Genomic DNA, 26,553 nt, shown 5'->3' with positions numbered 1-26,553 from the left:
ATCCTCTCTCGGGGTGGAGCCGATGACCGGAAAACACTATAAACCGACCATGCAGGGCAAGAACGAACGCTTCCATCAGACCCCTGTTCCGAGACCTCGACTAGCAACCCCTCGCGCAGACTCTCGAGCAGCTGCAGGACCAAGTCGACGCGTTCGATGTGATTTACAACACGCAGCGCCCACATCAGGCGTTGCCGGGCGAATCACACCACAGCAGTCGTGGGAGGCGACCCCGACAGTCGAACCGCCGCGCCGCACCCCGTCCCCCGCCGCGCACGTGGCCGCCAACGATGATCGGCGGATGACGCGCATCCGAGGCAACGGCATCGTCTTCGCCCGCGGCGCCAAGTGTAAGGTCAGCCGAACCCTGCTCATCGAGCACCGCTAGCCAGACCCGGGAACCAAATACGTTGGCAGCGGACGCCCCCGCGGGCCCCGGGGACCGCGCACGATCCCGTAACTGTCAGAGATGTCCTGATGCAGATTCGTCAGAGATGTCCTGATACATCACGAGTGTTATCTGTCAGGACCGCGAAGCACTTGCCCACATTTTGCCCACACTTGAATAGATTCGACGTGATTGACGAGTCTTCACGATGACCCAAAATCGTTGATTTTACGGGCATTTTGACCTTCCGCCAGGCTTTTACTGGTCCGGACTTTGGGTTCAAATCCCACCGGTACAATCAGCGGTTGTCGACGCTTCGAGTTCGCGTCGCCGCGCACCATAGACTCGGGAAGACGTAGTGACGACGCGCACCGGCACGACCGCGCAGGGCGGCGCGGTGGCGCAGGTCGATGTGACCGGCCTGATCGCAACGGCCTTCGATCATTTCGACAGCCGGGCCGGCGACCCGCACCTGCACACGCACGTCGTGATCAGCAACAAGGTGCAGACCGTGCTAGATGGCAGGTGGCGCTCGCTCGACGGCCGGCCGATGCACGAGGCCGTGGTGGCGCTCTCCGAACTGCACGAATCCCTGTTCGCTGACGAGCTCACGCGATCCCTCGGCGTGCAGTGGCAGCGGCGGGAGCGGGGGCGTGATCGCCACCCGGCGTGGGCTCTAATGGGCGTGCCGGAGGCGCTCGTGGCAGAGTTCTCGACGCGGCCCCGGCACATCGATGTCGAGACGGACCGGTTGATCGAGAAATATGTGACCAGTCACGGGCGGCGTCCGACGTCGGTGACGATCATGAAGCTGCGCGCGCAGGCCACGCTCGCCACGCGGCCAGCGAAGCAGGTGCACTCGCTCGCGGATCTCACGGCGGCCTGGCGAGAACGCGCTTCCCGCGTGCTTGGCCACGAAGTGTTGACGGTCGCCGGGTCGTCACCGGTGTTGCTCCGGGCGGAGGACCTGCCGCGCGAGGCTGTGGAAGCTCTTGGGGTGAGCCTGATGACGGCCGTCAGCCAGAAGCGTGCCACCTGGCGGCATTGGAATCTCACCGCCGAGACCGCGCGCCAAACGATGCCGTACCGGTTCGCGTCGGCCTCCGATCGGGAAGCAGTTATCGGGCTAATAGTGGATGCTGCCCAGCGCGTGTCCCTGCGCCTCACACCGCCAGAGCTGGCGGTGAGCCCTCTGGAGTTTCAGCGGAATGATGGGACGTCGGTGTTTCGGCCGAAGCATTCCGTCGTGTTCACGTCGGCTGAGTTGCTGGATGCGGAGGCGCGGCTGCTCAAGCGGGCCGCGCTTGTGACCGCACCCCGGGTGGCGCTCGGGGCGGCGGCTATTTCGCGGTTGCCAGGTGGCGGTCGGCTCGCCGACGACCAGCTCGCCGCACTCGCGTCGGTTGCCGGGTCGGGCCGTGTGATCGATGTTTTGGTGGGCCCGGCCGGCGCGGGTAAGACGACGGCGATGAATGCGCTGCGGTGGGCTTGGGAAGCAGCCCACGGTGCCGGCTCGGTCGTAGGGCTGGCTCCCTCGGCCGCTGCCGCGACGGTGCTAGCGACAGATCTCGGTATTGCGACGGAGAACCTGGCGAAGTGGTGGCAGACCCATGTTGACCAGGGTTCGTCGTTTCGGGCCGGTCAGCTCGTGATCATTGACGAGGCATCCTTGGCCGGCACGATGCCGCTGGATCGGGTCACCGCGCTGGCTGTAGCTGCGGGCGCGAAGGTGCTGCTGGTCGGTGATTATGCCCAGCTGCAGTCGGTCGATGCTGGCGGGGCGTTCTCGCTGCTCGTGCACGATCGAGCCGATGCGCCCGAACTCATCGACGTGCACCGGTTCGTGCACGAGTGGGAGAAGACCGCATCCCTCGGATTGCGCCAAGGCAACCCGAACTCGATCGACCTGTACGGCGCGCACGATCGTCTGCGCGACGGCAGCACGGAGGCGATGGCGGATGCTGCCTACGAGGCGTGGCGGGCGGACATCCGCTCGGGCAAGTCGACCGTGCTGATCAGCGACTCGAACGAGGCCGTCGCGGCGCTGAACGTGCGCGCACGCACCGAACTGATTCTGGAGGGTCGCGTCGATGCGCTGCACGACGTCGCGCTGCACGACGGAACCCGCGCCGCCGTCGGGGACACGGTCATCACCCGCCGGAACGACCGCCGGCTGTATGCATCGCGCAGCTGGGTGCGGAACGGCGACCGATGGAACGTGATCGGCATGCACCGGAACGGTTCGGTCGAGGTGCGCCGGCAGGGACGGCGGTGGGGGAGCACGGTGCTGCTTCCCGCGTCGTACGTCGCCGAGCATGTTGAGCTGGGCTATGCGGTCACCTCGCACCGGGCGCAGGGAATCACGACCGACACCGCGCACGTGGTCGTGGCGCCGAGCATGCCGCGCGAGAACCTCTACGTGGCGATGACGCGGGGACGCGAGGCGAACACCGCCTACGTCGCCGTCGACCGCCCCGATGTCGCCCACGTCGGGCCGCGGCCGGGCGACGCTGTGGACGTGACGGCGCGCAGTATCCTCTGTGGCATTTTGCAGCACGTCGGCGCCGAGCTGTCCGCGCATGAGACTCTGGTGGCCGAGCAAGACGCCTGGGGTTCCGTGGCCCAACTCGCGGCGGAGTACGAGACCCTTGCGGTGGCCGCGCAGCATGATCGGTGGGTTTCTCTCGTGCGAGGGAGCGGGCTCTCACCTTCGCAGGCTTTCGAAGTGATCAATTCGGATGCCTTCGGCCCGTTGACGGCGGAGCTACGGCGGGCCGAGGCGCACTTTGTCGATGTGGCGAACCTGCTGCCGCGCGTGGTTGCGGCGCGCGGGTTCGAGGACGCGCAGGACATTGCGGCCGTGCTGCGCGCTAGGGTCGCGGCGGTTGTATCGCGGGATACCGGGGCAGGCCGCACGCGCCGTGCGCCGCGTCTGGTTGCCGGGCTCATTCCGCGGGCGATCGGGCCGATGGATGCTGCCATGCACCAGGCCTTGGTCGAGCGCGCCGACCTGATCGAGTCGCGGGCGGTCGCTGTGCTCGATCAGGCGTTGCTCGCGGGGGAGCCGTGGGCTCGAGCCCTCGGCTCCGCGCCGCGTGGTTCATCGGCTGCTGCCGCGTGGCGCCAAAGCGGACGCACCGTCGCCGCCTACCGAGATCGGTATGGCATCATCGGTGCTCGGCCACTAGATACGGCACCGGAGTCGAAGGCGCAAAAAATGGATGCGGCGCGCGCTCGGACCTCGCTCAGGACCGCTCAGGGCTTGGCCCATGAACGCTCGTGTCCCACAGACAGTCCGAGTGTCAGTTCAGTGTCACCGCTCTTGGATATCCGCCTCTAGATTCAGGTAATCTCGTCACTCTGGCTGCACGACGTACCCCGACTGATCGCGCTCGAGTTTGGCGGGATTGTGAAAAGGGCAGCGAGTATGGACTGTTTGATTAAACGGGTACGGACGGTCGCTTCGCTAGGGAAACGCTGAGAACTTCGGGAGCGTTCATGTTGAGGGCCGAGGGCTGGCGGGAAGGGATCGAGCTGGCACTAATTTCTGTCGAACCGTACCCATGACTGTCCAAGAACGCCCGGAGTGCGCGCAGTGCGGACTCCGGATCGGGTGACGGACCAATCTTAATGTGGTCGATGGGGAGGCGCATGGGCGTGTCGTTGAGAGCGTATTCGGCGTTAGCCGCACCGGCAGCCATTTCGATATACGGGATAAGCCCGAACCGTCCCTCGCGAAACTTTACAAATTTCCAGACGGGGTTGAGTCCTACGATGACCCGCACTTCTCGCTCATCGATGAACCCGTCGTCCTTTTCGTGATTTATCGGGCCGTCCACATTGGGTCCGACATCAATCAAGAACGCGCCACGCTCGATCGCAGCTTTCCGCTGGGCGATGAAATCGCGGATCTGTCTTTCGTGATCGGGGGTACCTGTCGTGGAGACATACTTAACGTCTTTCCATTCCCCACCGAAAACGAAAACTGAATCTGAATCGTAAAGGCGCACAGGACGATCGTCGATCTCCTCAACTTCTCCATCGCGATAGCCAGGCGGCGGACAGGGGTGCTCATCACCCGGTATTTGCTCGCGCGGCACTAGACGACGGGCGCGATCGAGTCCAACCGCGTATGCAACCTGCCCGGTCCCGTAACCCCGCCAGAGGGTTAGGAGATCAGGAAGCGCCGATGCGGAGACGAGATACGAATCAAAAACACTTGAGCCACGGAGGAGGCTGCTCTTAGAGACCAAATCGCGATCCGCTTCCGAAAGTGAGCCCTCCATTTGCGCAAAAGTCGACTTGAGTGCGTTTACTCCAGTCTTCATTTCATTTGCGTCGTTCATAAAGGCAGCGGAGGTGGCCCAGATCGAATCGCTGGTCACAATGCCGCGGAGTCCAGCGGTCGAGGTGTAGTGCCAGACAAGGTCATCAAATTCACGCTCACTTGGCAGGGTCATTCCGAGAGCTTAGTTGTCTGGAACGAACCAAGGCTAGCCGACTAAATCTGTTGGCATCGCGCAACCCATATATCTGTATCGCAACAGATTTGGGGTTGGCTTCTTGGGACACAGGCCATGGATCGAAGCTGATTCGGTTGCTGGCCTGACGAAGACCCCTGCCGACAGATCCGTGGCTGACCGGCAATCGTGGGCGAGTGCTTGCTGTCCCGCTTCACATGAAGAGTTACCGACCGATAGGCAAAACCAGAGCCCAGTAGAAAATCGCTGCACTGTGTATTTGGCGCACGAAAGTGCCGAATAGGTTCGCTCGCCCGTCATGGAGCCCATGATTGCCGTGGGCAGGCTGCGTGCGGGCCTGTGCGTGGGAGCAGTCGCTCTGGAATCTTGTATGCGGCACTTTCGCCCGGGGAAATCCGATTCTAAAGTGTTGGTAGGCAACCTCTACAACGCGCCGTCGCTCGTTGCGATGGTATGACTTTCAGTCCTTTCAGGTTCTTGTTGCCGAACATCTGAAAGGTCGCGCCATGTTCGAATTCATTCTGGCCGCCACGGCCCGAAGCTACTTTTTCTTGCGTCGGTTCATGCCGACCGCCATAGTGATTGACGCGATCAACACACGGCGCGGCCTGAAGTGGGGCGTCCCCGCGATGCTGCTCGCCGTTCCGTATGCGGTTGCTGCGGAGTATTGCCGAGCGCAGGTCGAAGCCGGTGGATCGGGCTGGCTGAACCTGCTCGTGTTGGTGTTTCTCTGGAACATGATCAAGTTCGTGCTGATCGGACCCGTCAGCGTGCTGAAGTTTCTCGTGGTGCGCGTTCGTGAGGCCGTGGCGCGCCGTCGCATGATGAAGGCGCTGCTCGCCGAAGGTGTCGAACGCTTCGCTGAGCCGGTGCTTGTGTCCAGGCGCGGCTGACGTCCGGGCGCCGTCGGCGTACCTCCTGGTAGCGGCATGATTGGCTCACACAGAGCCGCAGCAGGAGGCTTCACTATGACGATCCCGCAGGAGCAATTCGACGACCTGCTCAGCCGCACCGCCTTGGCTGCGCTGTTCTACTATCCGGAGGTCGCTGTCGACGGCGACGGTCCCAGCCTGCAGAACGACATCGCCTACTGCCTGGATCCCGTCGCCGGGATCGCGGACGAGGACGCCGAGCGGCTCCGAATCGCGGTCGGACGTGTGATCGCGAATCCGACGGCGCATCGCTCTGAACTGCTTGCTTTGGTCATCGAGCTGGCTCCGCCGCCTGCCGAGTAGTCGCGATCATGAACGACCCATCTGAGGAAGCCGCCGGCGCGCAGAAGTCGCTGGCGGAGCATCCGTTTGCTGATGACGAGGCGGAGAAGCGGCGCCAGTATGTGGCGGCCAATCGCGATCGGATCCGCGAGCTGAATCGTCTCTGGCGGTCGGAACATCTCGACCGGGCCCGGGAGCTCAATCGGGATTCGATGCGTCGGGCCGCGGCGCGCCGACATCGTGAGGCGGAGGTGCGGGCGCGGGGGAGGGATCGGGCGAAGCGCTGGCGGCTGGAGCATCCGGAGCGCCGGCGTGAGTATCAGCAGCGGTGGGTGGCGGAGAATCGCGAGAAGGTGCGCGAGTACTACAACCGCTACTACGAGAACCACCGCGACGAGGTCAAGGCGCGGGCTGCGGCCAGACGGGATGCGGCCCCCGAGCACACAAAGCAGATCACCCGGCAGTGGGCCGACCGCAATAAGGAGCGTCGTGCCGAGTTGCAGCGCAACCGGCGCAGTGATCCGGAGATCTACCAGTCCGAGCTGGAGGCCAATGCCGCAGCGCGACGACTCAAACGCAGCCTGAGCCGGGCCGGGCTCCCGCCAAAGCTTCTGCACGCGACGACTGCGGCTGAGCGTCGGGCCAACGAGCGCGAGGCCGACGCCTATTTCAATAACCCGTCACGGCCCGAGCATCTGCGGCAGTTCACCGTGTTCGCCGAATCGCTGACCGAGCACATGCTCAAGAACGGCGCGCGCATGCACGAGTTCGCCGAGGCCCACGTAGAGGCCCGAGCGCGCATGGGGCTGCCAGCGGTGCCGGTGGAGACCATCGTCTACGCCCGAGCCGTCGAGATAGTCGCAGAGCGGATGCGCCGGGTCGACCTGCTGACCGGCCGCGACGTCGCCGCAGCCGTGCGAAGCACGCAGGCCCTGGTTCGGCGCATGGAGCGGCAGCGGCAGTTCGATGGGCTTGTGAAGGCTGTCGTGGTGCAGGTCCAGCGCAATAGGAGTCGGTACGCCATTGATGCGGAGATCGAGAACCGGGCGAGGGTCCGAAGGGGGAAAACGCGTGAGCCCGTCGAGTCGCTGGCCGTGCAGCAGTCGATGCAGGAGGTAATTGAACGCGTGCGCACGAGCAGTCTCACGATCGAGGATTTTCGGAGTGCTGCCCGAGCCGCTTCACTGCGGTCTGCTGCGCTTTTCAAGGACCGCCAAGACCGGGCGGCAGATCGGATTCGCCGACTGCCCGGGGGTTAGCAGTTCAACGCCAGCTCTGGCCTACCGACGGTCCTGCCGGCCCGGTCTCAGGGGGAATAGGAACTGGCCGCGTTGAAGTTAAGTTAGGTCCGCACGGCGCGGCACGCCAAATGGAGCGCCAGCCGTGCCTCGGGGTCTGCCATGTCCACACCGAGCAACTCCTGAACCCTTTGAACGCGAGTCGATACGGTGTTGCGATGGAGACCCAGCGCCGTGGCTGTCGCGGCGATCCTGGACTCGTTGTCAAGGTAGGCCGACAGCGTGGACAGCAGTTCGTCGCTGCTCTCCCGAAGCGGCGCGAGGAGTGATTCTGCCGCGGGCACGAATGTGTCGTTGCGCGTCCAGGCGAGGAGCAGCTGTTCAAGCCCGAGTCCATCCACGCGCACGAACCACCCCGTCGCGGATCGGTTGACCGCAATGCGGGCGGCATCGGCTGCTTCGCTCAACGAAGCTGCGAGACCATTTGGTCCGTTTTCCATCGAGCCGACACCGGTCGCAACGTTGAACAGGCGACGAGCACCAACGTGCAATTCACGGAGTGCGGCGATGTGGGTCTCGACCTGCTGCGGCGTCGGCATTTCCGTGAAAGTATGCCAGCCGCTGACACCGCGGCCGCTCGTGGTGGCATGTGCATGAGAAGCAACTGTGCCGAGGTTTCGAGTGACGAAGCGCAGCAGCTGGAGAGTGTCGAGCCGGGTCCGCCCGATGATGCGAAACGCGAGGTGATAGCCGGTTGTGCTCCAACCGCGTTCCAACATGCGGCGCTCGACATCGCGGTCGGGGGTTCCGCTGAGGTCGAGAAAATCGCGAAGCAAGCCCGACGAGACCGAGGTGTCGCTCAGGGCTGCTACTTCATCGATGAGGATGCGCGCCGCGACGGCTGGCATGGCTACCTCGGCGGCGACAGCAAGGGCACGGAGCTGAGGGTCGCTGAGGCCATCACCGAAGAAGGCGATGCGTAGACCCTCGCGACTGGGACTGTCTACGCGAACGGATGCCGCGGTGCCACCACCAACGCGCGTGACGTCCAGCCAGGGGGCGAAATCGATCGCAGTGTGCACTGACGGGTCGAGGTGTCCGCCCGCCTCGAGCAGCACCGTCTCAGAATCGATCAGAGCGATACCGTGGCCCACACTCGAGGACAGGTGTCGCAGGAGGTCGGGCAGGGCCTCGACATGGTGTTCGATGGATTGCGCGACCTTGCGTACATAGCTGAGGGTGAGGGCGTCGTGGGCCTCCAGCAGGTGCCAGCACGCCTTCGCGAGCATCATCGGCCTGTCCACGTTAAGTAGGGTGAGGTTGAGGCGCGCTGCGAGGGCGCGAGTGCCGGTACCGAATCCGTCGGCTTCCTGCACGGCGAGGGCACGAAAGCCACGGTCGGCCCGTCGCCGGATCAGGGCATCCTGCTGCCACGGTGTGCCCGGAGGCGGTGTCGTCAGAACGGCGAGTAGTCCCTCACCGTCTGCCGGCAGCTCGGACTCGGTCGCTTCGATGACGACATCGGTCAGCTCCGTGTCCTCTGGGCCCGCGACAATTCTGAGGCCGCCATTCGAAGGATGCGCGAGAAGGGCGCTCAGCCACAGTTGTTCCTTCATATGCCACCGTCCAGTTCAGCCAGTCCGTAGGCCGATGGCACCACGTGTCGTATCCGCTCCGCGGAGCCGGACCACCAATCGGGCCCGGGCAGCCCAATGATGGTGATATTTCGGGCGATAGTGAGGTCGGTCACCTGCAGTATGTCGCGTGAGATCGCGTCGAGCACCACGATGATGGTCGGCGTGGATGCTTGCAGGAGACCGTCGGTAATGAACGCGAGTGACTCGGAGCGGGTGATGATGCGGTGTATCTCGCCAGCCTCTCCATCGACCAGAACCGCGCTCACGTGCGGATCGTTGGCATCCAAGTCGATCGCCATGATTCGACCCTGCCCAAGCACCCGACCACCGAGCACCTCGGCCAGCTCTGATAGGGGCGCGTCTGCAGCGGCTTCGAACGCTGTACCGAGGTGAAGGGCCCGGGCGATGCTGCCATGGATGGCATGCTCAGCGAGGTCACCGACAGTGAATCCCGCGAAAACTGCGCCGCCGGCGCCACCGGCTTGGATAACGGCAGAGCGAATGACTCGCTCAAGATCGATTGGGCGATCAGTCTGCACGAGCAACACCCCGCCCACGCCGGTGTCGCACGTCGCGAAGATACCCGGCACATGGTCCACGAGAAGTGACATCTGGTCGAGATCAGGTACCGCGCGGCCGGTGAGGTCGGCGTCGACCACCCTGTGTTTACTGGCGAACAGCAGTGAGGTGAGGCCGTTGAGTCCGCCGCCCTCGAGCGAACAAACAACGGGTATGCGTTCGCCGAACCAGCGTTCGGCTGCGTCGATGAGTGGTGCAAACGGGGCCTCACCGGGCAGGCGCTCGCCGAGGAGCATCGTCGAACCTACGAACGCGGCGCCGAGACACGGCAGCGCCGGGTCGAGATCGGCGAGGTCATAGAGGGTGATGGGCCAGGCCGAAGTATCCGCCAGGGCTAGTTCCAGGATCGTCGTGGTTCCGCCGCCGCCCGAACCGAGCAGTGAGAACCCGCGGGCAATCGCAGGCAACTGCGCATGCTCGAGAATTCTCACCATCCGCCAAGCTTAGGCGCGCGACTCCACCGGCACGAAAGGCTCGGTGAGGCCGAATGCCGTCGGTCCGAACGCGGCGAGTGCTTCTGGCGTGCGCATCATTTCGGGTGTGGAGATTCCGAGAACTCGAACTCGCTGGCCGTAGCGGAGCCCCTCGGTCGTGATTGGCTCGGCGGACTCATGGTCGACGACGCAGATGAGATCGGGGACGATCGCGATGACTTCACCGCCGAGCCGCGCGATGAGATTCTCGTTCTGGAAGGAGATTTCAAGCGTCTCTGGATTTGCCGGATCAAGCGCCGAGATCACCGCCCGGCCCTTGGCAAAGCCGTCGGTGGTGCGACGATCGACGTCGGTGACTTTGCCTACGAAAAGCTCCCTCATGTTCGAGTACAGCGTCGGTGCTAACGTCTCACCGATAGCGTCGAAGGGCGAGCGGTGTTCCTCACGGGCCAAACGGATGGCACGGCCAAGATTCAGCGCCATCGATAAAGTGCGTGGAACTGCAGTGCGCTTTACGTCTGCTCCGCTCATGGCATATTCGGCGATGTGGCCAACGCCACCGAGACGGATCGTGATGCCGCGAGCGAGCCATTCCATCTGTCGGTCGTCGTCGCCCGTGTCGATGATTACTCGTTCCCCGCGCTCACCGGCGAGGGCCAGGGGGGAACCGTGAACACCGTAGACAGCAAAGGTCTCCATCGAAAGTTCAGGGAACGCGCGGCCCATTCCGTCTGCGTCAACGACGGGAAGCCCTGTCTCGGCGGCGACGATGAGCGGGATCATCGAGTTGATTCCACCGCATTCGATTGGCATTGTCGCATCCGCTGTCCTGCCGATGTGTTCTTCCAAGGTGCGTAGGGCGAGCGTGGGTTCTGTTCCGGCCGGGATCTTCTCGATCATCACCGTCGGAGCGCCCATCTGGGCGGTCGGTATGACGAAGAGGTCGTCGGCGATTTCATCGGGGTCGAGGATTGTGATCGAGCGGTCGCCGAGTACCTGTTTGACGAGCATTAGGCCGATGTAGGGATCGCCGCCGCCACCCGTTCCGAGGAGTGTCGCGCCGCGCGCGAGGTCGGGGAGGTCTGCGGCCGTTAGTTGCCAGCTCATGCCATTGCCTCGACAGTCGTGATGGTGCCGTCGAAGCGGTGCGCGGGCACGTCATAGCCGAAGTAGCCGGGACCTACCATGGCGAGTGCCTCGGCCGAGTGCCAGCGTGGGTCGCTGGGGGCGCTGATAACTCGCACTCGCTGTCCGTAACGCAAACCTTCCGTCGTGATCGGCTCACCTGAGTCATGCTCGACCACCATGATGAGGTCTGGTGTTGTGACCAGCGTGCGCCCGTCGATTTCGGCGATGAGGTGCTCGTTCTGAAATGACAGGGTGAGTGAGGTGTCGGTTCCTTCAATGCGGGCGCGACCACGAGCGAATCCGGAGGTGGTGTTGCGCTGAACATCGACGACCTTGCCGGCGAAGAGCTCGCGGCCACGGAGCAGACCGACGATTCGCGCGACCGGGTCTGTTTTCTCGTCGCGGGCGGCCGTGATTTCGCGACCGATTTCGACGCACTGCGTGAGTGAGCCGGGTACTAGCGATTCGCGAGCTTGGGCGCCGGACATTGGGAAGCCGGAGATCATGACCGAGCAGCCCATCTCCACGCAGGCGACGCGGGCAATGCGCTCGGTCCAGTTGTTGCTGACGGTCTGGAGCACGCCAACGTTTCCTTTCTCGTCGCTGAAGGCGAGCGGTGACGCGTTGATTCCGTACAGGGTCGGAAGGACCATCTGAAGTTCCGGAAAAGCCCGGCCCATACCGTCGGCGTCGAGAAGCGGGAGTCCGAGCGCCGCCGCCGCTGCGATCGGGATCGTGGAGTTCACGCCTCCGATCTCAGCGCAGGCGATGTGCGTGACCGGGCGGCCGAGGTGCGTGCCGAGAGCGAGTACGGGCGAGATGACCTCGTCGAGACTCGGAAGCTTTTCGACCATTACGGTTGGTGCTCCCATCATCGCAACGGTGAGCACGACTGCGTCGGAGGGTAGCTCATCGAGAGTGACGACGGTAACGTCGCCGAATTTTCGTAGGGCCGCGGTTGCGAGGAGTGCACCGATGTAGGGGTCGCCGCCACCGCCAGTGCCGAGCACGGCGGCGCCGCGGGCGAGGTCCGTGATCTCCGTTGGAGTGATCGCCCAGCTCATCGTGTGCTTCCCATATCAAGGTCGCCGACGGCCTTGGCTCGGATGCGCGTGGCGTTGCCGGGTAGATAGGGGATCGGCACTTCGTCGAAGTCGACGATTACAACTGTCTGTGGCGCAGCGCCGGCGGAAATTGCCTTGTCGACGGCTTCGGCGCGTACCTCGGCGAGAGTTTCCTCGCGCCGTCCAGGTTCGATCGTGTAGACCTTGTCGATTTCGCCGCCGACCTGTGCGATGGATGCGCCGATCGCGTTTGCGACGGCGTAGTTCTCGGGGAGGTGCACGGCACCGAATAGCGGTAATTCGTCTGGCAGCAGGATGGAACCGCCGCCCACTGCGACAACAGGGATGGGCTCGGGGGACGTGCGCATACGATCGACGGCCTCGGTGATGCGGTCCGTGATGCGGTTGAGCACTCGCTGCACGAGCGCTGGCTCGAGGTGAGCGACCTTGGAAGGGTCGCCGATATCGGCGCGTCCGGCTGCCACGGCGATGTCGGTGGCGGTGAGTGTTGAGCCACCGAATACGAGTGCTTCGGTGGTGAGTTTGTAACCGACCGACTCCGGCCCGACCTCGCCGGTTTCGGTATCGACGATGCTTCCACCGCCAATTGCGAGCGAGAGCACGTCAGGCATCCTGAAGTTGGTCCGGATACCCGCGACCTTGACTTCATTGGCTGTTTCGCGCGGGAAGCCATTGATAAGTAGACCAATATCTGTCGTGGTGCCTCCCACGTCAACGACGGCGCAGGATTCCAGCCCACTCGTGAGGGCGGCCCCTCGCATCGAGTTGGTTGGTCCAGAGGCAAACGTCGCCACTGGGTAAAGACGCACGTAGTCCTCGTCCATCAGGGTGCCATCGTTCTGGCTGAGGAAGATCGGCGCTTCGATGCCCTGCTTCCGCACCGCGGCAGAAAGGCCGTCGATGATTTCTGCTGCCAACTCACGTAGCGCAGCATTGATGATCGTCGCATTCTCGCGTTCGAGCAGGCCAATACGGCCGATCTCGTGGGAGAGCGAAATAGCAACGTCTGGGCCCATTTCCTCCGCAATGATCGCAGCGGCCTGGACCTCAAGATCGTGGTTGACTGGGCTGAACACGGCAGAGATCGCAACCGAGCGGATGCCGTGGGCCTTCATATCTGCTGCATGTTCCCTCAGCTCGGCGGGGTCAAGCGGCGAGATCGGCCGGCCATCGAATTCGTAACCGCCGTGTGCGAGGTAGCTGCGGGCGTCGAGTGCGGCGATGAGCGCCTGAGGCCAGTCAACGAGGGGCGGTAGGGCCTTTGTTGCGGGTAGGCCGAGGCGGAGTGCTGCGGTCGGTGCGAGTCCCTTGGCCTGAACGAGTGCGTTGATGAAATGTGTTGTGCCAATCATCACAGCTTCGATCTGGTTCCCCTCGAAGTGGTGACCAGCGCGGAGATTTTCGAGAGCCCGGACGATACCGTCCGTGACATCCGGAGTTGTGGAGTGCTTCACGCCAACGAGGGTGCGCGTGCCGTCCATGAGAACTGCGTCGGTGTTTGTTCCGCCAACGTCGATGCCGATGTGCATGTGAGTATGGTGTCGCTTTCGTTTGGAGTGATTAGCGCGTGAGCTCGGGGACAGGCTGTTGCGCCTGGATTGTCAGGATGGAGCCGACGCCACGAACCCAGCCGAGCTTGCCCGCGATGATGTAGAGCACCATGGATGTGAGCAGCGCGAGAATTGGCGGGATGCCCCACGTCACGAAGTAGCCGATCCCGGCGGAGAGGACCCAAATGATGATTGTCGCCGGTACGATTCGCGGCGCCGACGTCGGCAGCGTTCCCGCCTCGCGGGTTGCGTCGAGATCGCCGCGCCACTTCTTCACGACGAAGTACTCAGCCACCATGATGCCTGCGATCGGCGGGAACGCGACGCCCAGGATGATGAGGAAGCCTGTGAACTGCGACAGGATGCCTGCGGCGGCGAGGATCGATCCGACGACGCCCAATACGACGGTGATTGTGACCCGGTTCAGATTCTTGTTGAACGTTGTCGAAATAAAGTTAATCAGTCCGAGGCTCGATGAATAGAGGTTCCAGTCGTTGATCTTGAGCGTGCCGGTGATGACGATGATGAGGCCAACGAATCCGATCGAGGATGTGACGATCGCGACGATGTTGCCGGAGGCAGCCGCGTGAGCGAGCAGTACGCCCGCGAGCCCGATCACGAATTCTCCGAGGCTGACGCCCACAACCGTCTGCTTGATAACGTCGGCCCGTGACCGGTTGAACCGGGTCATGTCGGCTGTGATGATGGCGCCCACGATGAGGCCACCTGCGACGATGCCGGTACCGGTCCATACGCTCATTGTCGGCCCGGGGGCGGGTGACGTGACGAGGCTGATCAAGGAATGATTGCTGAGCTCGCTAATAACCGACCAGCCCACGAGGATAAGGAAGAGCGGCACGGTGATGTTGGCGAGCATTTGCATTCCCTTGAAACCGAATGCAACGATCGCCGTGACGGCGAGTCCGAAGATGAGGCTCCACCCCCAGGCCGGCATGACACCGGGCATAAGCACGTCCAGCGACTCCGCGGAGATGGCGCTCTGGATGCCAAACCAACCAATAAGGCTGATGCCGATCGCGAGCCCGACAAGGGACGCGCCGATCTCACCGAAGCCCGTCCAGCGCGCGAGAAGTGCCGTGTTCAATCCCTCCTTCTGCCCGATAATGCCGACGACACACATGATCACCTCGAGGATGATCGAGCCGAGGACGAGAGCAAGAGCCGCATTGGCGAACGTCATGCTGTAGCCGAGGGTGGCGCCCAAGAGGAACTGTGAGAGCGCGGAGACTTGACCGAATCGCTGAACTGCGATGCCGAACCAAGGTTTCTGAGCACTGGGGGTGACACGGGACAGGGCGAAATCGTCGGCATGAGCGGTGGGAGCCATGAGTATCCTTCTGGAAGCCGGAGATGATGTTGGGATCACGCTAGTCGGCTGCCTTCATGCACTCCATGTGCGAAATGCACGAGAAAGAAAGATATTTCAGCAGATTGCACATTCCACAGACAGCCCAGCTGCGCGCAGCTGATCCGTGGGATTCTTCCACCGTCGCCGGCAGGTGATACCCACACGACGACTCGCTTTCGTGCGGATGTCCAATTGGATTCAGTCCTTGGTGCGCGGCGCGGTGCTCGCATCCGAATCGTCATGGACGCGCATGGCCGCCTGCATATGTCGACGGAGTTCGAGCCACTGCTCGGCGAGGCCTTGCGGGTGTGGTCGGCATTCGACGACGGATGCCACTCAGGCACCACCTGCAGGGACCAGGAGACATAGACGGCCACGAAGTCGATGATGCAGTGTGCGCCCGGCGTGTAAACGCGACTGCGCGCATCCATTGTCTCGACCGTAACGAGCACGCTCGTGCGGCCGGTGTACACGATGCGGGCGTGCGCCTCCACGAGATTGCCTGGGGCGGACGGGCGGGTGAAAGGACCGTTGCCCACGTAGGCGGTTACGCAGCACGAGGCGCTCCAGCCGACCGCACAGGCGTAACCGGCCTTGTCGATTTACCGAGCCGCTCTCGGATGGGCGGTCCAAGGATGTGGCGGCGGCGGCTCGCGCTTACGTCGGCGCACGCTATTTAATCGCTCACCCGGCCAAGGAAGAGGCCGCCTCGTGTTAAGGAAGTCGCGGTCACCGTCACCGTGCGGACCTGCCCGGCCAGGATCACACCAGCATGCCACGAAGTTTTTCTGCGGCGGCTTGGAGCAGGGCTCCGAGCTCGGCACGCAGTTTGTCGGACATCCGGTGGGCCGGCACCGAAACATTCATGCCGAAGATCTCGCCGCTGGGGCTGGATATCGCGACGGCGACCGACATGACACCGTCTTCGCTCTCCTCCCGGCTGGTCGCATAACCGGTGTCCCGGATGGATTCCAGGGCTTGCTCCAACGCGGTTCGGGACGTAATTGAGCCTTGAGTGAGACCAGTCAGCTCTTCCTGGGGGTACAGGGTCCGCAGTTCATCTGCGGTGAGGTGGCTCATCATTGCTTTCCCTGTGGCAGTGCAGTTGGCGGGCAGCGTGAGGCCCTGGCGGGAACCGACGCGTACGGCCCGTGAGCTTTCGATGGCATCGATGAAGCAGGTGTGGGCCCCTTCCAGCTTGGCGAAATGAACCGTCTCGCCTGTTTCATTTGACAGTTGCTCTAATATGGGGCGAACCAAAGATCGAATGTCGACTTGACGTCTGATGGCGAAGGCGATGGAGCTTAGCGCCTGACCGGGCTCATAGGCCCGGGTGGACGGATTTTGCCTGACAAATCCGCGGTAGAGAAGCATTCCCATGAGCCGGTGGGCCGTGGACGACGCCACGCCGAGGTAGTTACTAGCGTCAGTCAGTCTGATACTTGGTCGCGTCTCGAATAACAACAACAGGCGCAGGGCACTGTCAACAGATTCGATGCGATATTGCGGCGGCGGACCGTACCTGGACTGGGGTTCTGGCTCTGCAGTACTGATGCTACTTATCCTATCCCTCGGCCCAGTCTAGCGAGCTCGTGCCGCCAAGCCGTAGCCGTATTAAAGGATCCACCCAAGTCGGGCAGTTCGACCATGTCGCTTTCGGGAAGATCGACGAGCTCGCCTCCGGCGGCACGTATCTGTAGTGAAAGCCGAGCCAAGTTGTCGACGCTGATGGCCTGGAGCACTGCCTGCTCGACTGTCGCCGCTGCGCTGGTAAGCCCATGCCCGCGAAGTACTATGACGGGGCGTTCGTCCATGGCCGTGACCATTTCCTTGGCCAGCTGGCGGTTTCGGACCAAGACTCCACGAGGGTAGACGGGCACTCCACCCGCGGCCAGGCGTGTGCCGGGAATGTCGAAAGCTCCAACAATGGGTCGTATCGACAGTCCGGCGAGATCTGCCGCAACGACGTGAGGGGGATGGGCGTGGACGACGGCCTTCACATCAGGGCGAGAACGAAGGACTTCGGCATGGAGGGGCAGCTCATTGGGTACCGTGTAGCCGCCGTCGAGCTCGCCATCGGCTGCGGGATTACCGTCGAGGTCGACCAGACGGATGTCTTCGGCCTCGGTGAAGGCGAGGCCGCGCTCCCGGGGCCCACGGCAGCGAATAAGGAGCGCATTCTCTTCGACTAGCGAACTGATGTGCCCTAACACACCGTCGGCCAAACCGCGGTTTGCCAATACTCTGCAGGCCATCGCCACGGCCTCTCTTCTGGCACCGAATGACACGATTTCTAGAGTCTGTTGCATCACGTTACCAGCATCGCTGCTGGTGTCAGCTGAGCCTCAAGCGTGTCGCGCAGCTCGGCGACAGTAATGCCCGTTCCCATTCCGCGGCGGCAGGCGATGAGCGCCTTTGGCCAGTTAACTGTCGCTGCCCCATGCAGGCTGATCCCGTCTTTCGTGTAAAGGGCGGCGAACCTGCCGTGAGTCTCTGGGTGCCCGATCACGATGTGCTTCGCATTATTTCCCACCCGACCGACAATCTGGATTTTCCAGTTGTACTGGTCACTCCAGACATACTCGACGGGACTATATTCACGCGGCTCTGCCGGATGGGTGATGTTGTATGCGACGCAGATGGCCTGCTCGACCGCATTGGTCCAATGCTCGATTCGGATGTCTTCACCGTGCCGCGGGTGATGCCAGCGTGCCACATCGCCGACGGCGTAGATGGATGGTGCGCGCACGGCGCGGCAATATTTGTCCAGCACGACCCCGTTGTCTACGAGCAACCCGGAGGACGAAAGCCAGGCGTCATTGGGAACGGCGCCAATGCCCACGAGGACTGTCGCTGCCGACAGAACGCGGCCGTCGGTCAAGTGCACGCTGAAGGCGCCCTGGTCGCCGTCGATTGCGTCGACGCCGGTACCGAAAATCGTCGTGACGCCGTTATCTCGATGCAGGGCGCCGAACCATTGGCCGATCTCGGGATTGAAGATGCGGCTCATGGGAATCGTCTGTGGATCGATGACCGTAACCGTGAGGCCCAACGACCGCGCGGTTGCTGCCGCCTCGGCACCAATGAAACCGGCGCCGATGACGACCAAGTCACCGCCGCCGAGGAGGCTGGCGCGCAGCCGGCGGGCATCATCCAGGGAGCGAAGCACGTGGATGCCCGCACGCTCGCCCCAGGGAGACGGGCGCGCGGCCGCTCCGGTCGCGATGACCAAGTTGTCGAAGTGAATGGGGTCGTGACCCGTTAATTCGAGGAGACTATTGTTGATGTCGACACCGGTCGCGGTGTGCCCAAGCACTAACTGGATTCGCGATTCAGAGGCCTCGGTCGTCGTGAGAAGGCGGATGGACGATGCCTGTGCAGTGCCCGCCAAAACGGACTTGGACAGTGGCGGCTTGTCGTAGGGAAGCTCTGCTTCCGCACCAACGAGAACGATGTCGCCTTGGTATCCCTCCAGGCGAAGAGTCTGTGCGGTGCGCACCCCGCCGATGGAGGAACCCACGATCACGGTGGTCGATCTCATTCGCTCACGGTGAGGGCCGAAACCGGGCAGCTGCGGGCCGCTTCGGTTACCCGGGATCTCTCCGACTCCGGAACCTCTCTCTTGAGCGTGACCACGTTGCCGTCATCATCGAGGTCGAAGTAATCCGGTGCGGCCATGACGCAGTTGGCATAGCCCTGACAGGCCTTCAGATCAGCGGTTACAACCGGCATGATCAAGCTCCTTTACCTTATTGTTCATGAGTTGTTGGGTGGCGCGGCAACGCCGTCAGCCGAAGATTCGACGGTTAGGCATCCTCGGTGACCAAGGGCCCGAAGGGATGGCCGATCATGGCCGAGAAAGTGGCCGGCGACTGCCAGGTCAGGGCTTCGAGTTCGAACGGACACAGCGCCACCCATTGGCCCGAACGCGGGGAGTGGATCATGAGCCGTGAACCATTGCGGGTCTCGACACGGCTCACCCGTATCTCGGAAAACTCGTTACCAAGAACGACCGGAGTGCCCGTGGTGTGTGCCTCGAGCTGGGCTCGTTCTTCGCTCGCGCGAAGTGCCGCCTGACGGTCTTCTGCCTCACCTTCCCATTCGAGCTTCACAGGAATATCGCTAGGTTCTGCATGCGGATAACGGACTCGTCGACCATGATGGTTCGTCGGGCAAGCTCCCAACCGGTTGCGGTTCGCCGCAGCAGATCTTCACGGCCGGCCGAAATGGTGGCGGCCTCGTTGATGTCCCCGCGACTTCTGAACAGAAGCACGGCGGAGTCCACGACGATTTCGTCTGGATTCTTGGTCCGAAAAGTGCGGACATTGGTGATGTAATGGCGCAGGCGTGACGGCGGGTCTTCGGTCCAGGCGTGCTCGGTCGCGAAGCGAGCCACGCGGCGACTTAGCGAGTACATATTTTCGTCGAGATGGGCCATTCCCGGAGCAGTCGTATAACCGGCGCCGAGGGCTGTGGTGACGCGCACCGGCATCAGATAGTGAATATCGGAAGCGATTGTCGATAGCCAGGCCTCGTAATCCTGGGCATCCAGAAGGTAGGACTCGTCGACAAGCCACCGGTGGGCCTGGAGGTGCAGCTCGTCATTGAACGCCAGAGATTCACCCGTTCGCTGGGTCCGTGGGGCGTGGGCTCCCAAGGGAGACTGCTCCGATAATGTGCGGTGGGTGCGCACGTTTGCCGTTTCTGCACTCATGGCTAGGCGTCCAGCAATACGGAATCGGCGGCTTCGTCGATGGGGGCCTCGGCGACACAGGATGAAGCGGCTCCGCTCTTGGACGTCTGCCTGACGGCGGTCATTCCGACCTTCAGCTGTGCCGCGGCTTCAATTGGGCGTTCCAGATGGTCGGCCCAGCGAGTCAGCAGCTCCCGCTGGTTGTATTCGCTGTAGCCCACGCGAGTGGATCCCGGGCCCGAATACTGCTCCGTGGTCAGCGGCTCCACAACGTTCTCACCGTCTTCCAGAAGGCCCATTCGGCCATTGAGAAGAAGCCGACGAGCCATGGAACCGGCGGCCGTGTTGGTCAGCGATACCCAATTTTCAACGTCATCCTGCTCGAACATACCGCCGCTGCCGAAGCACATGAGGTAGGCCTTATAGGAGAGTTCCTTGTATTCGTCGGTCGCGTTTTTGTCTACAGCGAACCAGGACAGGACCTCGGTCTCATTTTCACTGATCGGCTGCCACTGACGGATGGAGATAAAGGGGTGCACGTCGTCGGAGTCCTCTTCCACTCGCGGCCAGTTGTGGACGAAGCTCATGTTGGGGAACAGGGAAGCCGCGGAAATCATGAAGCCGTCCTTGCCGATGACATCCAGTTGCGCCTGGCTCCACTGCTCCTTCATCCTGTCGATCATGTTGTCCGGGTAGCCGACATAGCGCAGACGGTCTTCCAAGCTGCCCTCGGGAAGCTTGTAGGTAGTGCCGCCACCGTTGCCCGCCCAATACGTGGTGCCATCTTTACGTTTTTCCGCCTTGGGCTCGCGGAACAAACCGATTTCGACCACGGAAGCGTGCGTCTGAGGGGTGTGATACATATCACCGGCAAAGTTTTCGGCGCCAATTTTCCAGTTGGCTTTGATGCGCCAACGCTGCGGTCCCCGCAGTTCAATGCCGCCCGCGCTCTGCTTCGTGTAATAGTCCAGATAAAACTTGAAATCGCCAAGGAAGTCCTCCAGGGGCTCCGCATTCGGATCCAGACTAATAAAGATGAGCCCGTTGTACACACCGAGGGATGGTGCGGGGAGAAGAGTCTGGCCCTTTTTCTTGAAGCCCTCTTCGCCGCCGAAGGCTTCCTCGTGGAACGGCAGGCCTATGAGTCGGCCATCATTTCGGTAGGACCAGCCGTGGTACGGGCAGCGGAAGTGTGATGCGTTGCCCATTTCCGCCCGGCAGACCTGCATGCCACGGTGCAGGCACATGTTGAACAGCGCCCGGACCTCACCCTTCTCGTCGCGCGAGATGATAAAGGAGTCCTCGAGGACATGGCGGACGACATAGTCACCGGCCTGGGGAACTTCGGACTCGTGCGCGACAAACAACCAACTCCGCCCAAAAAGGCGCTCTTTTTCAAGATCGAACAGCTCTTTGTCGTTGTAGATATGTGCCGGAATCATGCCCTGGCGTACGTCGTTCAGGACACCGCTCTGGTCTGTCATGGGAACTCCTCGTTTGATGCGGCGTGAGACTTTTATTCTGCTAGTCAGAGATTAGTTCTGTAATAAAGAGAATGTCGCACAACGGATGATTCGTCAAGCCCCGGTTGCACGACGCTTTCCGGCTGGCCCACTGAGCGAGCGTGAGTGCCGAGCCGGCACCTGGATTCAGTGCCCGTTTTCCGGGTTATCTGAGTCGCGAGCGGCCGCTTCCCCTCGATCCATCCCATGCAGGGCCTGCATGTCCGTGCCACTGAGTACGAAATCGAAGACCGCGAGGTTTTCGGCCAAATACAGGGGGTCGGATGACTGGGGGATCGGGATGAGGCCCTGTTGGACGTGCCAACGGAGCAAGACCTGCGCGGGAGTTCTCTGCACCCGTTCCGCGATTGCTTTGACGATGGGCGTGTCCCGCAGACCGGACGCGCGGCCGATCGGGCTCCAAGATTCGGTCAGGATTCCCAGCTCATCGTGGACCGCCCGCGTTTCCCCGCGGGCCAGGTCAACACTCAATTGGATTTGATTGACATCGGGGACCACGCCGGTCGCGTCAATGATTCTCTTCAAATGGGTCGGCTTGAAATTGGAGACGCCGATTGCTTTAACCTGGCCCTCCTGCAGCAGTTTGACCAGGCCCTTCCATGCCTCGACGTAGCTGCCTTGTGCGGGCACAGGCCAGTGGCACAGGAACAGGTCGAGGTAGTTGACGCCGAGCCTCCGAAGGCTGTCGTCGTAGGCTCGCTGAACGCCTTCGACGCTGTGGGATTCCTTGTTGAATTTGCTGGAAACAAAAAGCTCATCCCGGTCGATGTCCGAGGACCTGATTGCTCGTCCCACGGCTGTTTCGTTCCGATACTGGAAGGCGGTATCCACCAAACGGTACCCCGCCCGAAGTGCATAACCGACAGCGGCTTCACATTCTTTGTCCAGAAGTGGCCACGTGCCCAGACCCAACAACGGAATGCTGTGCCCGTGGAGTAACTTTCGTCGTGGCGCGACTCCCGTCTCGCTGATCATGTTTGCTCCGGACGGCGTACATCTTCGAGATAAGCGAAGGTTTCGTCCAGAGTGACAACGTCACCGTATTTGCTGTCGATGTCGAACAGGCTGGCTAGATGGGGTAGCTCGGCTCGGTCACCGACGCCTTCCTCAATGACGACGGTGTGGAAACCATATGAGCAGGCATCAACGGCCGTCGCGCGGATGCACCCGCTGGTGGTGCAGCCGACGATGAGCAGCGTGTCCACGCCCTTCGATATCAGACGCGCCGCCAAGTCCGTGCCAAAGAAGCAGGATGCGTATTTCTTGACCAGGAGCATTTCATTGCTCTGGCGCTGCAGCCTTGCGTCGAGTTCGACCCATTCGCTACCCTCCACGAGCCAGCTGTTAGACGGTATTTTGCGGATCCACTTACCGGCGTCCTGAAGATTGGTGTCATAGGCGACGGTTGAAAAAATTATCGGAATATCTGCTGCCCGGGCGCCCGCCAGTAATTTCAGCGTAGCTTCTAGCTGCCGATCGAGATCCCCAGCTAGGGGCGATCGTGCATCGGTGAAACCACGGATGAAGTCGATGATAAGAAGAGCCGGACGTGTGCCGAAGCCGGTGCGGCTGCCCAGACCCTTTTGCCTGAATTCGGACCGGAGCTTCTCATACGCATCAACGATGCTGGTGCTGGATGACATGATTTCCTTTCTCTCGAAGGATCCGTTCCATGAACGGACAATCGACCGCAGCGCGGCCTAGGTGGTTTTACGCAGGTGTCCCTCGATAGCCCAGAGCACCAGATTGCCAACGAGCGCGATAAGGGCGAGCAACGTGATGAGGCCATACATCATGGGCAAATCCAGCTGCCCGTAGGCGCGCAGTGCCAGCAGACCTAGGCCGGCGCGCGCGGCAAAGAACTCGGCGATGATGACGTTGATGAAAGCGATGCTGAATCCGATTCGGATACCGACCATCAATGACGGGGCCATCGCCGGTATATATATTTTCGTCACGGTCTGCAGCGGGTTCAGGCTGAGGGATCGTGCCAGCTTCGGTAGGAGTGGATTGATGGCGCGGACACCGGCCGTGGTGGAAACCATGATCGGGAATACGGCCGCGAGAGCAGCCATGGCGGCCTGGGCTCCTACTCCCACGCCGAAAATCTGCAGCAGGATCGGGAAGAAGATTACGCGTGGCGTGGCGAACGCGCCCGCCACGATCGGATCGAACACAGCTCCCAGGAATTTGCTCCTTCCGATGTAGTAGCCAAGAGGAAAGCCCACAATGGCGGCAATCAAAAAACCAATGACTACCGCGTTCAGTGTGCTCCACAGGTGCCTATAGATCGACCCGTCCGCAAAGGCATCCGCAAGTGCCAAGAAGGATGCGACGGGGGAGGAAACCAGATCGCTGATGGTCGACAAGAAGCCCCAGATAAGGAAGACAGCCACGAGGACGACAGCGCGCCACACGTTGTCGATTAAGGCGGAGGATTTCTTCCCTCCCGACGGGCCGCTGGTCTTGGTCGCGGCAAGAATTGTGACATCGGTGCTCACAACATGTCCCTTCTAATGCGCTTCTCGAGCCACGTGAGCACGCCGTTGACGACAACGCCGACGACAACGACGACGACGATGTAAGCCCACATGTCCGTTACATTGAGTTCCCGGTAATACAGGCCGGCGCGGAAGCCGATTCCTTGTGCCGCCAGAATGAATTCCATGGCGATGGTGCCGATCACGGCATAGATAAAACCGAGCCGGATACCAGGGAAGACCAACGGTGTGGCGGCAGGAAATAATACTTTCAGGTAATACTGTGCTGGAGAGGCATTCACGGAGTTCGCGAGCTTGTGAAGAATGGGCTTGATTGAGTTCAGCGCGATCATCGTGGTCAGCGCGATCGGAATGAGAGACATCGTTGCCGCGATCAAAATAATTGGCCCCGCGTTGAGTCCCATCACGGCCAGAAGAACGGGATAGAACAACAGCGTGGGCATGGCGTAGCCCGTGACGATGAATGGCTCCAAGATTCGCCCGGCAGCCGGGATACGCCACAAGAACACGCCCAGTGGAATTCCCACGACGAGGCCGATGGCGAACGCGAAAAGAATGGTGGTGAGGGTGCGAGCCGAATCCTCCGCAAACTCGCTGGTCGGAGCGATGGATGCGAGTCGGGTCAGAATCTCAGATGGCGGCACCATCAACGTGGACGCAATGAGCCCTGTCCTGGTGGCCGTTTCGAGGACGACGAGCAGCGCCACGATAATGAACCACCGGACGAAAGTCGCCTTACGCCAAACGGAGCCAGCGCTGAGCTGTTTCGGTTTGGCCTCTATCTGTGGTGTGCTCATGCAAGCAGCGCCCCAGGGCCCAGTGTTTTTTCGGCTTCGACCTTCACTAGGTTCCACAGGTGCTCTTCCAGTTCCCGGAAGCGTGGAAGTGCGTGAGTACCTTCCGGCCGGGGGCGTGGCAGGTCAATGTTGACGATCTCTTTGACGATTGACGGTCGAGCCGACATCACCCACACCTCATCCGAGAGGTAAACGGCCTCCTGAATGTCATGGGTAATGAAGAGCACCCGATTCTGGGTCCGCTCCCAGATGCGCAAGAGCTCCCGACCGATAAACTGGCGAGTTTGCTGGTCCAGCGCACCGAACGGTTCATCCATGAGCAGAACGCGAGGCTCGACAGCCAATGCTCGAGCAATGGCCACACGCTGTTTCATCCCCCCCGACAGCTGCCCGGGGCGGTGATCTTCAAATCCTCGCAGCCCTACAAGATCGATCATGCGGCGTGCGCGGTCGTGACGGTCGACTTTTGTAACGCCTTGGACCTCCAGTCCAAAGGCGACGTTGTCGAGGACGCTGCGCCAGTGCAGAGTGGAGTCTTCCTGGAAAACCATTGCGGTGTCCCGGCGGGGACCGGTGACGAGCTCACCGTCAATGCTGACGGAGCCCTGCGTGGGTTTCAGAATCCCCCCGACCATGTCCAGCAGTGTGCTCTTCCCGCAGCCGCTCGGACCTATTACGGAGACAAACTTACCTTCGGGAATTGTTCCCGTGACGTTGGCCACAGCCTGGGTCGTCCCGGCATCGGTTTGAAAAGTCATACCGATGCGGTCGAAAACAACATCGTCGTTCTGTTCGGCCGAACGCGTGCCCAGTACGTCGCTCATGACAGGACGTTTTTGAGGACGATGGCGTCCATATCGGGTTCCCGAGTTAGCTGGCCCTGGTCGAGACCCGCGGCGACAACGGCCTGCAACTGTGCATCCGTGAAATCGAGACTGTAGAAACTCTGGGAATTCTTCAAGGCCTCAAAGGCGACCTCCGGCTTGTAATCGATCGCCTTGGCGTAAATGGTTGCAGCCTTCTCCAGATCGGTCGCGATGAGGTCCATGCCCTTCTTGAGCGCCCTACCCCAGCCTTTGAGAACTTCAGCGTTCTCTTCGATGAAGGCACCGGTCGCGCACAGGCAGGTATCTGACCAGTCGGTGACATAGTCGCGCGAGCGCCAGATGATCTTCGACTCACTCTCATCGGCAATTTTCTCTGACAAGGGCGAGGCCGTCCAAGCGACATCGACAACTCCCTGGGACAAGACAGTCCAAGAATCGCTGGCCGACCCGACACTGACCAGTTCTACGTCTTTGCCAGGGATGATTCCGGCTTCCCGCAGCGTTCGCTCCGCAAAGTAGGTCGAGTTCGAACCGGGAGTACTGACGGCTACCTTCTTGCCACGAACGTCCTCGATGGATGTGATGGACGAACCGGAGTGCGCGATGAAATCTACCGACGGGGAGGTATACACGTTGCCAAATATTTTGACGTCCATACCCTTCTCGGCCGCGATAAAGACCGGAATTGTGGAAGAAGTTCCAAACCCGATACCGGAGTCAATCCCGCGCACCGTATCGAGGCCGCCAGGGAATTGGATGTGCTCAAGCGAGAGCCCCTCCTCTTCGTAATATCCGGCCGCTTGTGCAATGAAAAACGGGGCCGAATGAATCAGGCTCGCCAGCCCGGTGACCGCAACGTCACCGGAAAATCCCGCCTTCCCCGAGCTCCCGCTCGGCGCGCACGACGTTGTGGCCCCCAAGAGAGCCAAGCCTCCCGCAGCGGCAGAGAGCCGCATAAATCCTCGCCGGTCCATATTGCTTAATTTGAATTCCATCAAGTTCTCCCTCGCCATTGAGTGCCTTTTTACGGGCTTTTGTCTGAGTAAATCACATTGTAGTACTGCTGTGCAGATACTTGTTCTGCTGGACAGAGGTAATAGCGCGAGTAG

The 26,553-nt window shown here is 61.7% G+C and carries 25 protein-coding genes and 1 pseudogene; 5 read left to right on the top strand and 21 right to left on the bottom strand.

The genetic code is table 11. The features are described 5' to 3' along the window. Position 1: 1 nt before the first annotated feature. Both E3T29_RS19950 and mobF read left to right on the top strand, forming a co-directional pair. Positions 2–271: pseudogene (locus E3T29_RS19950) on the top strand (integrase core domain-containing protein); the annotation flags it as partial. A gap of 475 nt (positions 272–746) precedes the next feature. Further along, the gene (mobF, locus tag E3T29_RS05635; protein ID WP_134344597.1) at positions 747–3,728 is read left to right on the top strand and encodes a MobF family relaxase; all 2,982 of its coding nucleotides are present in this window, start codon (positions 747–749) and stop codon (positions 3,726–3,728) included. Between the two features lie 100 nt (positions 3,729–3,828). Here the strand turns inward: mobF and E3T29_RS05630 are convergent, their stop codons facing one another. Next, a complete protein-coding gene (locus tag E3T29_RS05630) occupies positions 3,829–4,848 on the bottom strand; it encodes a hypothetical protein (protein WP_134344596.1) in 1,020 nt (339 codons plus the stop codon). Positions 4,849–5,375: 527 nt separating this feature from the next. Between E3T29_RS05630 and E3T29_RS05625 the strand changes: the two genes are divergently transcribed. From E3T29_RS05625 to E3T29_RS05615, 3 genes are all read left to right on the top strand, one after another. Then, positions 5,376–5,762 (top strand): sulfate permease, encoded by a 387-nt coding sequence (locus E3T29_RS05625; RefSeq protein ID WP_134344595.1) that lies wholly within the window; start codon positions 5,376–5,378, stop codon positions 5,760–5,762. Positions 5,763–5,837: 75 nt separating this feature from the next. Continuing rightward, entirely contained in the window at positions 5,838–6,104 is a 267-nt protein-coding gene (locus E3T29_RS05620) for a hypothetical protein (RefSeq protein ID WP_134344594.1), read from the top strand. An 8-nt stretch (positions 6,105–6,112) separates the two neighbouring features. Continuing rightward, on the top strand, positions 6,113–7,342 hold the full coding sequence (locus E3T29_RS05615) for a hypothetical protein (RefSeq protein WP_134344593.1): 1,230 nt from the start codon (positions 6,113–6,115) through the stop codon (positions 7,340–7,342). 83 nt (positions 7,343–7,425) lie between these two features. On the opposite strand, the gene E3T29_RS05610 is transcribed toward E3T29_RS05615, so the two are convergent. The 20 genes from E3T29_RS05610 to E3T29_RS05515 form a co-directional block, all read right to left on the bottom strand. Further along, positions 7,426–8,937: a CdaR family transcriptional regulator gene (locus E3T29_RS05610; RefSeq protein WP_134344592.1), complete on the bottom strand. Its 1,512-nt coding sequence runs from the start codon at positions 8,935–8,937 to the stop codon at positions 7,426–7,428. Further along, the gene (locus E3T29_RS05605) at positions 8,934–9,971 is read right to left on the bottom strand and encodes a DUF917 family protein (RefSeq protein WP_134344591.1); all 1,038 of its coding nucleotides are present in this window, start codon (positions 9,969–9,971) and stop codon (positions 8,934–8,936) included. Before E3T29_RS05605 ends, E3T29_RS05610 begins: the two co-directional genes overlap by 4 nt. A gap of 9 nt (positions 9,972–9,980) precedes the next feature. Further along, positions 9,981–11,078 carry a DUF917 domain-containing protein gene (locus E3T29_RS05600; protein ID WP_134344590.1) on the bottom strand — a complete coding sequence of 366 codons (1,098 nt, stop codon included), beginning with the start codon at positions 11,076–11,078 and terminating at the stop codon, positions 9,981–9,983. After that, on the bottom strand, positions 11,075–12,163 hold the full coding sequence (locus E3T29_RS05595; protein ID WP_134344589.1) for a DUF917 domain-containing protein: 1,089 nt from the start codon (positions 12,161–12,163) through the stop codon (positions 11,075–11,077). Before E3T29_RS05595 ends, E3T29_RS05600 begins: the two co-directional genes overlap by 4 nt. Continuing rightward, positions 12,160–13,713, bottom strand: a complete 1,554-nt coding sequence (locus tag E3T29_RS05590; protein WP_134344588.1) for a hydantoinase/oxoprolinase family protein — start codon at positions 13,711–13,713, stop codon at positions 12,160–12,162. The genes E3T29_RS05595 and E3T29_RS05590 overlap by 4 nt, the downstream gene beginning before the upstream one ends. 31 nt (positions 13,714–13,744) lie before the next feature. Then, the gene (locus E3T29_RS05585; protein WP_134344587.1) at positions 13,745–15,082 is read right to left on the bottom strand and encodes a cytosine permease; all 1,338 of its coding nucleotides are present in this window, start codon (positions 15,080–15,082) and stop codon (positions 13,745–13,747) included. A gap of 35 nt (positions 15,083–15,117) precedes the next feature. Then, entirely contained in the window at positions 15,118–15,705 is a 588-nt protein-coding gene (locus tag E3T29_RS05580) for a hotdog domain-containing protein (protein WP_134344640.1), read from the bottom strand. Between the two features lie 160 nt (positions 15,706–15,865). After that, positions 15,866–16,600 (bottom strand): IclR family transcriptional regulator, encoded by a 735-nt coding sequence (locus tag E3T29_RS05575; protein ID WP_255575072.1) that lies wholly within the window; start codon positions 16,598–16,600, stop codon positions 15,866–15,868. Between the two features lie 62 nt (positions 16,601–16,662). Beyond that, on the bottom strand, positions 16,663–17,358 hold the full coding sequence (locus E3T29_RS05570; protein WP_198417717.1) for a class II aldolase/adducin family protein: 696 nt from the start codon (positions 17,356–17,358) through the stop codon (positions 16,663–16,665). A 53-nt stretch (positions 17,359–17,411) separates the two neighbouring features. Beyond that, complete coding sequence (locus E3T29_RS05565; RefSeq protein WP_241987661.1) at positions 17,412–18,629, bottom strand: NAD(P)/FAD-dependent oxidoreductase; 1,218 nt, start codon at positions 18,627–18,629, stop codon at positions 17,412–17,414. 11 nt (positions 18,630–18,640) lie between these two features. Then, the gene (locus tag E3T29_RS05560) at positions 18,641–18,835 is read right to left on the bottom strand and encodes a ferredoxin (protein ID WP_134344584.1); all 195 of its coding nucleotides are present in this window, start codon (positions 18,833–18,835) and stop codon (positions 18,641–18,643) included. Between the two features lie 74 nt (positions 18,836–18,909). Then, the gene (locus tag E3T29_RS05555; RefSeq protein ID WP_134344583.1) at positions 18,910–19,215 is read right to left on the bottom strand and encodes a hypothetical protein; all 306 of its coding nucleotides are present in this window, start codon (positions 19,213–19,215) and stop codon (positions 18,910–18,912) included. After that, positions 19,212–19,796, bottom strand: coding sequence for a 3-phenylpropionate/cinnamic acid dioxygenase subunit beta (locus tag E3T29_RS05550; RefSeq protein ID WP_241987660.1), 585 nt, complete (start codon positions 19,794–19,796; stop codon positions 19,212–19,214). Before E3T29_RS05550 ends, E3T29_RS05555 begins: the two co-directional genes overlap by 4 nt. Positions 19,797–19,819: 23 nt before the next feature. Beyond that, entirely contained in the window at positions 19,820–21,280 is a 1,461-nt protein-coding gene (locus E3T29_RS05545) for a Rieske 2Fe-2S domain-containing protein (RefSeq protein ID WP_134344581.1), read from the bottom strand. Positions 21,281–21,445: 165 nt separating this feature from the next. Then, positions 21,446–22,294, bottom strand: coding sequence for an aldo/keto reductase (locus tag E3T29_RS05540; protein ID WP_134344580.1), 849 nt, complete (start codon positions 22,292–22,294; stop codon positions 21,446–21,448). After that, the gene (locus tag E3T29_RS05535; protein ID WP_134344579.1) at positions 22,291–22,962 is read right to left on the bottom strand and encodes an N-carbamoylsarcosine amidohydrolase; all 672 of its coding nucleotides are present in this window, start codon (positions 22,960–22,962) and stop codon (positions 22,291–22,293) included. Before E3T29_RS05535 ends, E3T29_RS05540 begins: the two co-directional genes overlap by 4 nt. Positions 22,963–23,019: 57 nt before the next feature. Beyond that, positions 23,020–23,820 carry an ABC transporter permease gene (locus E3T29_RS05530; protein ID WP_241987659.1) on the bottom strand — a complete coding sequence of 267 codons (801 nt, stop codon included), beginning with the start codon at positions 23,818–23,820 and terminating at the stop codon, positions 23,020–23,022. Then, a complete protein-coding gene (locus tag E3T29_RS05525; RefSeq protein WP_134344578.1) occupies positions 23,817–24,617 on the bottom strand; it encodes an ABC transporter permease in 801 nt (266 codons plus the stop codon). The genes E3T29_RS05530 and E3T29_RS05525 overlap by 4 nt, the downstream gene beginning before the upstream one ends. Next, a complete protein-coding gene (locus E3T29_RS05520) occupies positions 24,614–25,441 on the bottom strand; it encodes an ABC transporter ATP-binding protein (protein ID WP_134344577.1) in 828 nt (275 codons plus the stop codon). Before E3T29_RS05520 ends, E3T29_RS05525 begins: the two co-directional genes overlap by 4 nt. After that, positions 25,438–26,439: an ABC transporter substrate-binding protein gene (locus E3T29_RS05515; RefSeq protein WP_241987658.1), complete on the bottom strand. Its 1,002-nt coding sequence runs from the start codon at positions 26,437–26,439 to the stop codon at positions 25,438–25,440. Before E3T29_RS05515 ends, E3T29_RS05520 begins: the two co-directional genes overlap by 4 nt. Between the last annotated feature and the right edge of the window lie 114 nt (positions 26,440–26,553).

The organism is Cryobacterium sp. TMT1-66-1 (assembly GCF_004403435.1).
GTDB lineage: Bacteria > Actinomycetota > Actinomycetes > Actinomycetales > Microbacteriaceae > Cryobacterium > Cryobacterium flavum.
This window is presented reverse-complemented; position numbering and strand designations above follow the sequence as displayed.

Bases quoted from the DNA above. Each gene is read 5' to 3' on its own strand.
- E3T29_RS05535 (WP_134344579.1), bottom strand. From the start codon at position 22,962: ATGTCATCCAGCACCAGCATCGTTGATGCGTATGAGAAGCTCCGGTCC.
- E3T29_RS05585 (WP_134344587.1), bottom strand. From the start codon at position 15,082: ATGGCTCCCACCGCTCATGCCGACGATTTCGCCCTGTCCCGTGTCACC.
- E3T29_RS05545 (WP_134344581.1), bottom strand. From the start codon at position 21,280: ATGACAGACCAGAGCGGTGTCCTGAACGACGTACGCCAGGGCATGATT.
- E3T29_RS05615 (WP_134344593.1), top strand. From the start codon at position 6,113: ATGAACGACCCATCTGAGGAAGCCGCCGGCGCGCAGAAGTCGCTGGCG.
- E3T29_RS05605 (WP_134344591.1), bottom strand. From the start codon at position 9,971: ATGGTGAGAATTCTCGAGCATGCGCAGTTGCCTGCGATTGCCCGCGGG.
- E3T29_RS05540 (WP_134344580.1), bottom strand. From the start codon at position 22,294: ATGATCAGCGAGACGGGAGTCGCGCCACGACGAAAGTTACTCCACGGG.
- E3T29_RS05570 (WP_198417717.1), bottom strand. From the start codon at position 17,358: ATGGCCTGCAGAGTATTGGCAAACCGCGGTTTGGCCGACGGTGTGTTA.
- E3T29_RS05620 (WP_134344594.1), top strand. From the start codon at position 5,838: ATGACGATCCCGCAGGAGCAATTCGACGACCTGCTCAGCCGCACCGCC.
- E3T29_RS05560 (WP_134344584.1), bottom strand. From the start codon at position 18,835: ATGCCGGTTGTAACCGCTGATCTGAAGGCCTGTCAGGGCTATGCCAAC.
- E3T29_RS05630 (WP_134344596.1), bottom strand. From the start codon at position 4,848: ATGACCCTGCCAAGTGAGCGTGAATTTGATGACCTTGTCTGGCACTAC.
- E3T29_RS05595 (WP_134344589.1), bottom strand. From the start codon at position 12,163: ATGAGCTGGGCGATCACTCCAACGGAGATCACGGACCTCGCCCGCGGC.
- E3T29_RS05515 (WP_241987658.1), bottom strand. From the start codon at position 26,439: ATGGAATTCAAATTAAGCAATATGGACCGGCGAGGATTTATGCGGCTC.
- E3T29_RS05610 (WP_134344592.1), bottom strand. From the start codon at position 8,937: ATGAAGGAACAACTGTGGCTGAGCGCCCTTCTCGCGCATCCTTCGAAT.
- E3T29_RS05590 (WP_134344588.1), bottom strand. From the start codon at position 13,713: ATGCACATCGGCATCGACGTTGGCGGAACAAACACCGACGCAGTTCTC.
- E3T29_RS05525 (WP_134344578.1), bottom strand. From the start codon at position 24,617: ATGAGCACACCACAGATAGAGGCCAAACCGAAACAGCTCAGCGCTGGC.
- E3T29_RS05625 (WP_134344595.1), top strand. From the start codon at position 5,376: ATGTTCGAATTCATTCTGGCCGCCACGGCCCGAAGCTACTTTTTCTTG.
- E3T29_RS05600 (WP_134344590.1), bottom strand. From the start codon at position 11,078: ATGAGCTGGCAACTAACGGCCGCAGACCTCCCCGACCTCGCGCGCGGC.
- E3T29_RS05520 (WP_134344577.1), bottom strand. From the start codon at position 25,441: ATGAGCGACGTACTGGGCACGCGTTCGGCCGAACAGAACGACGATGTT.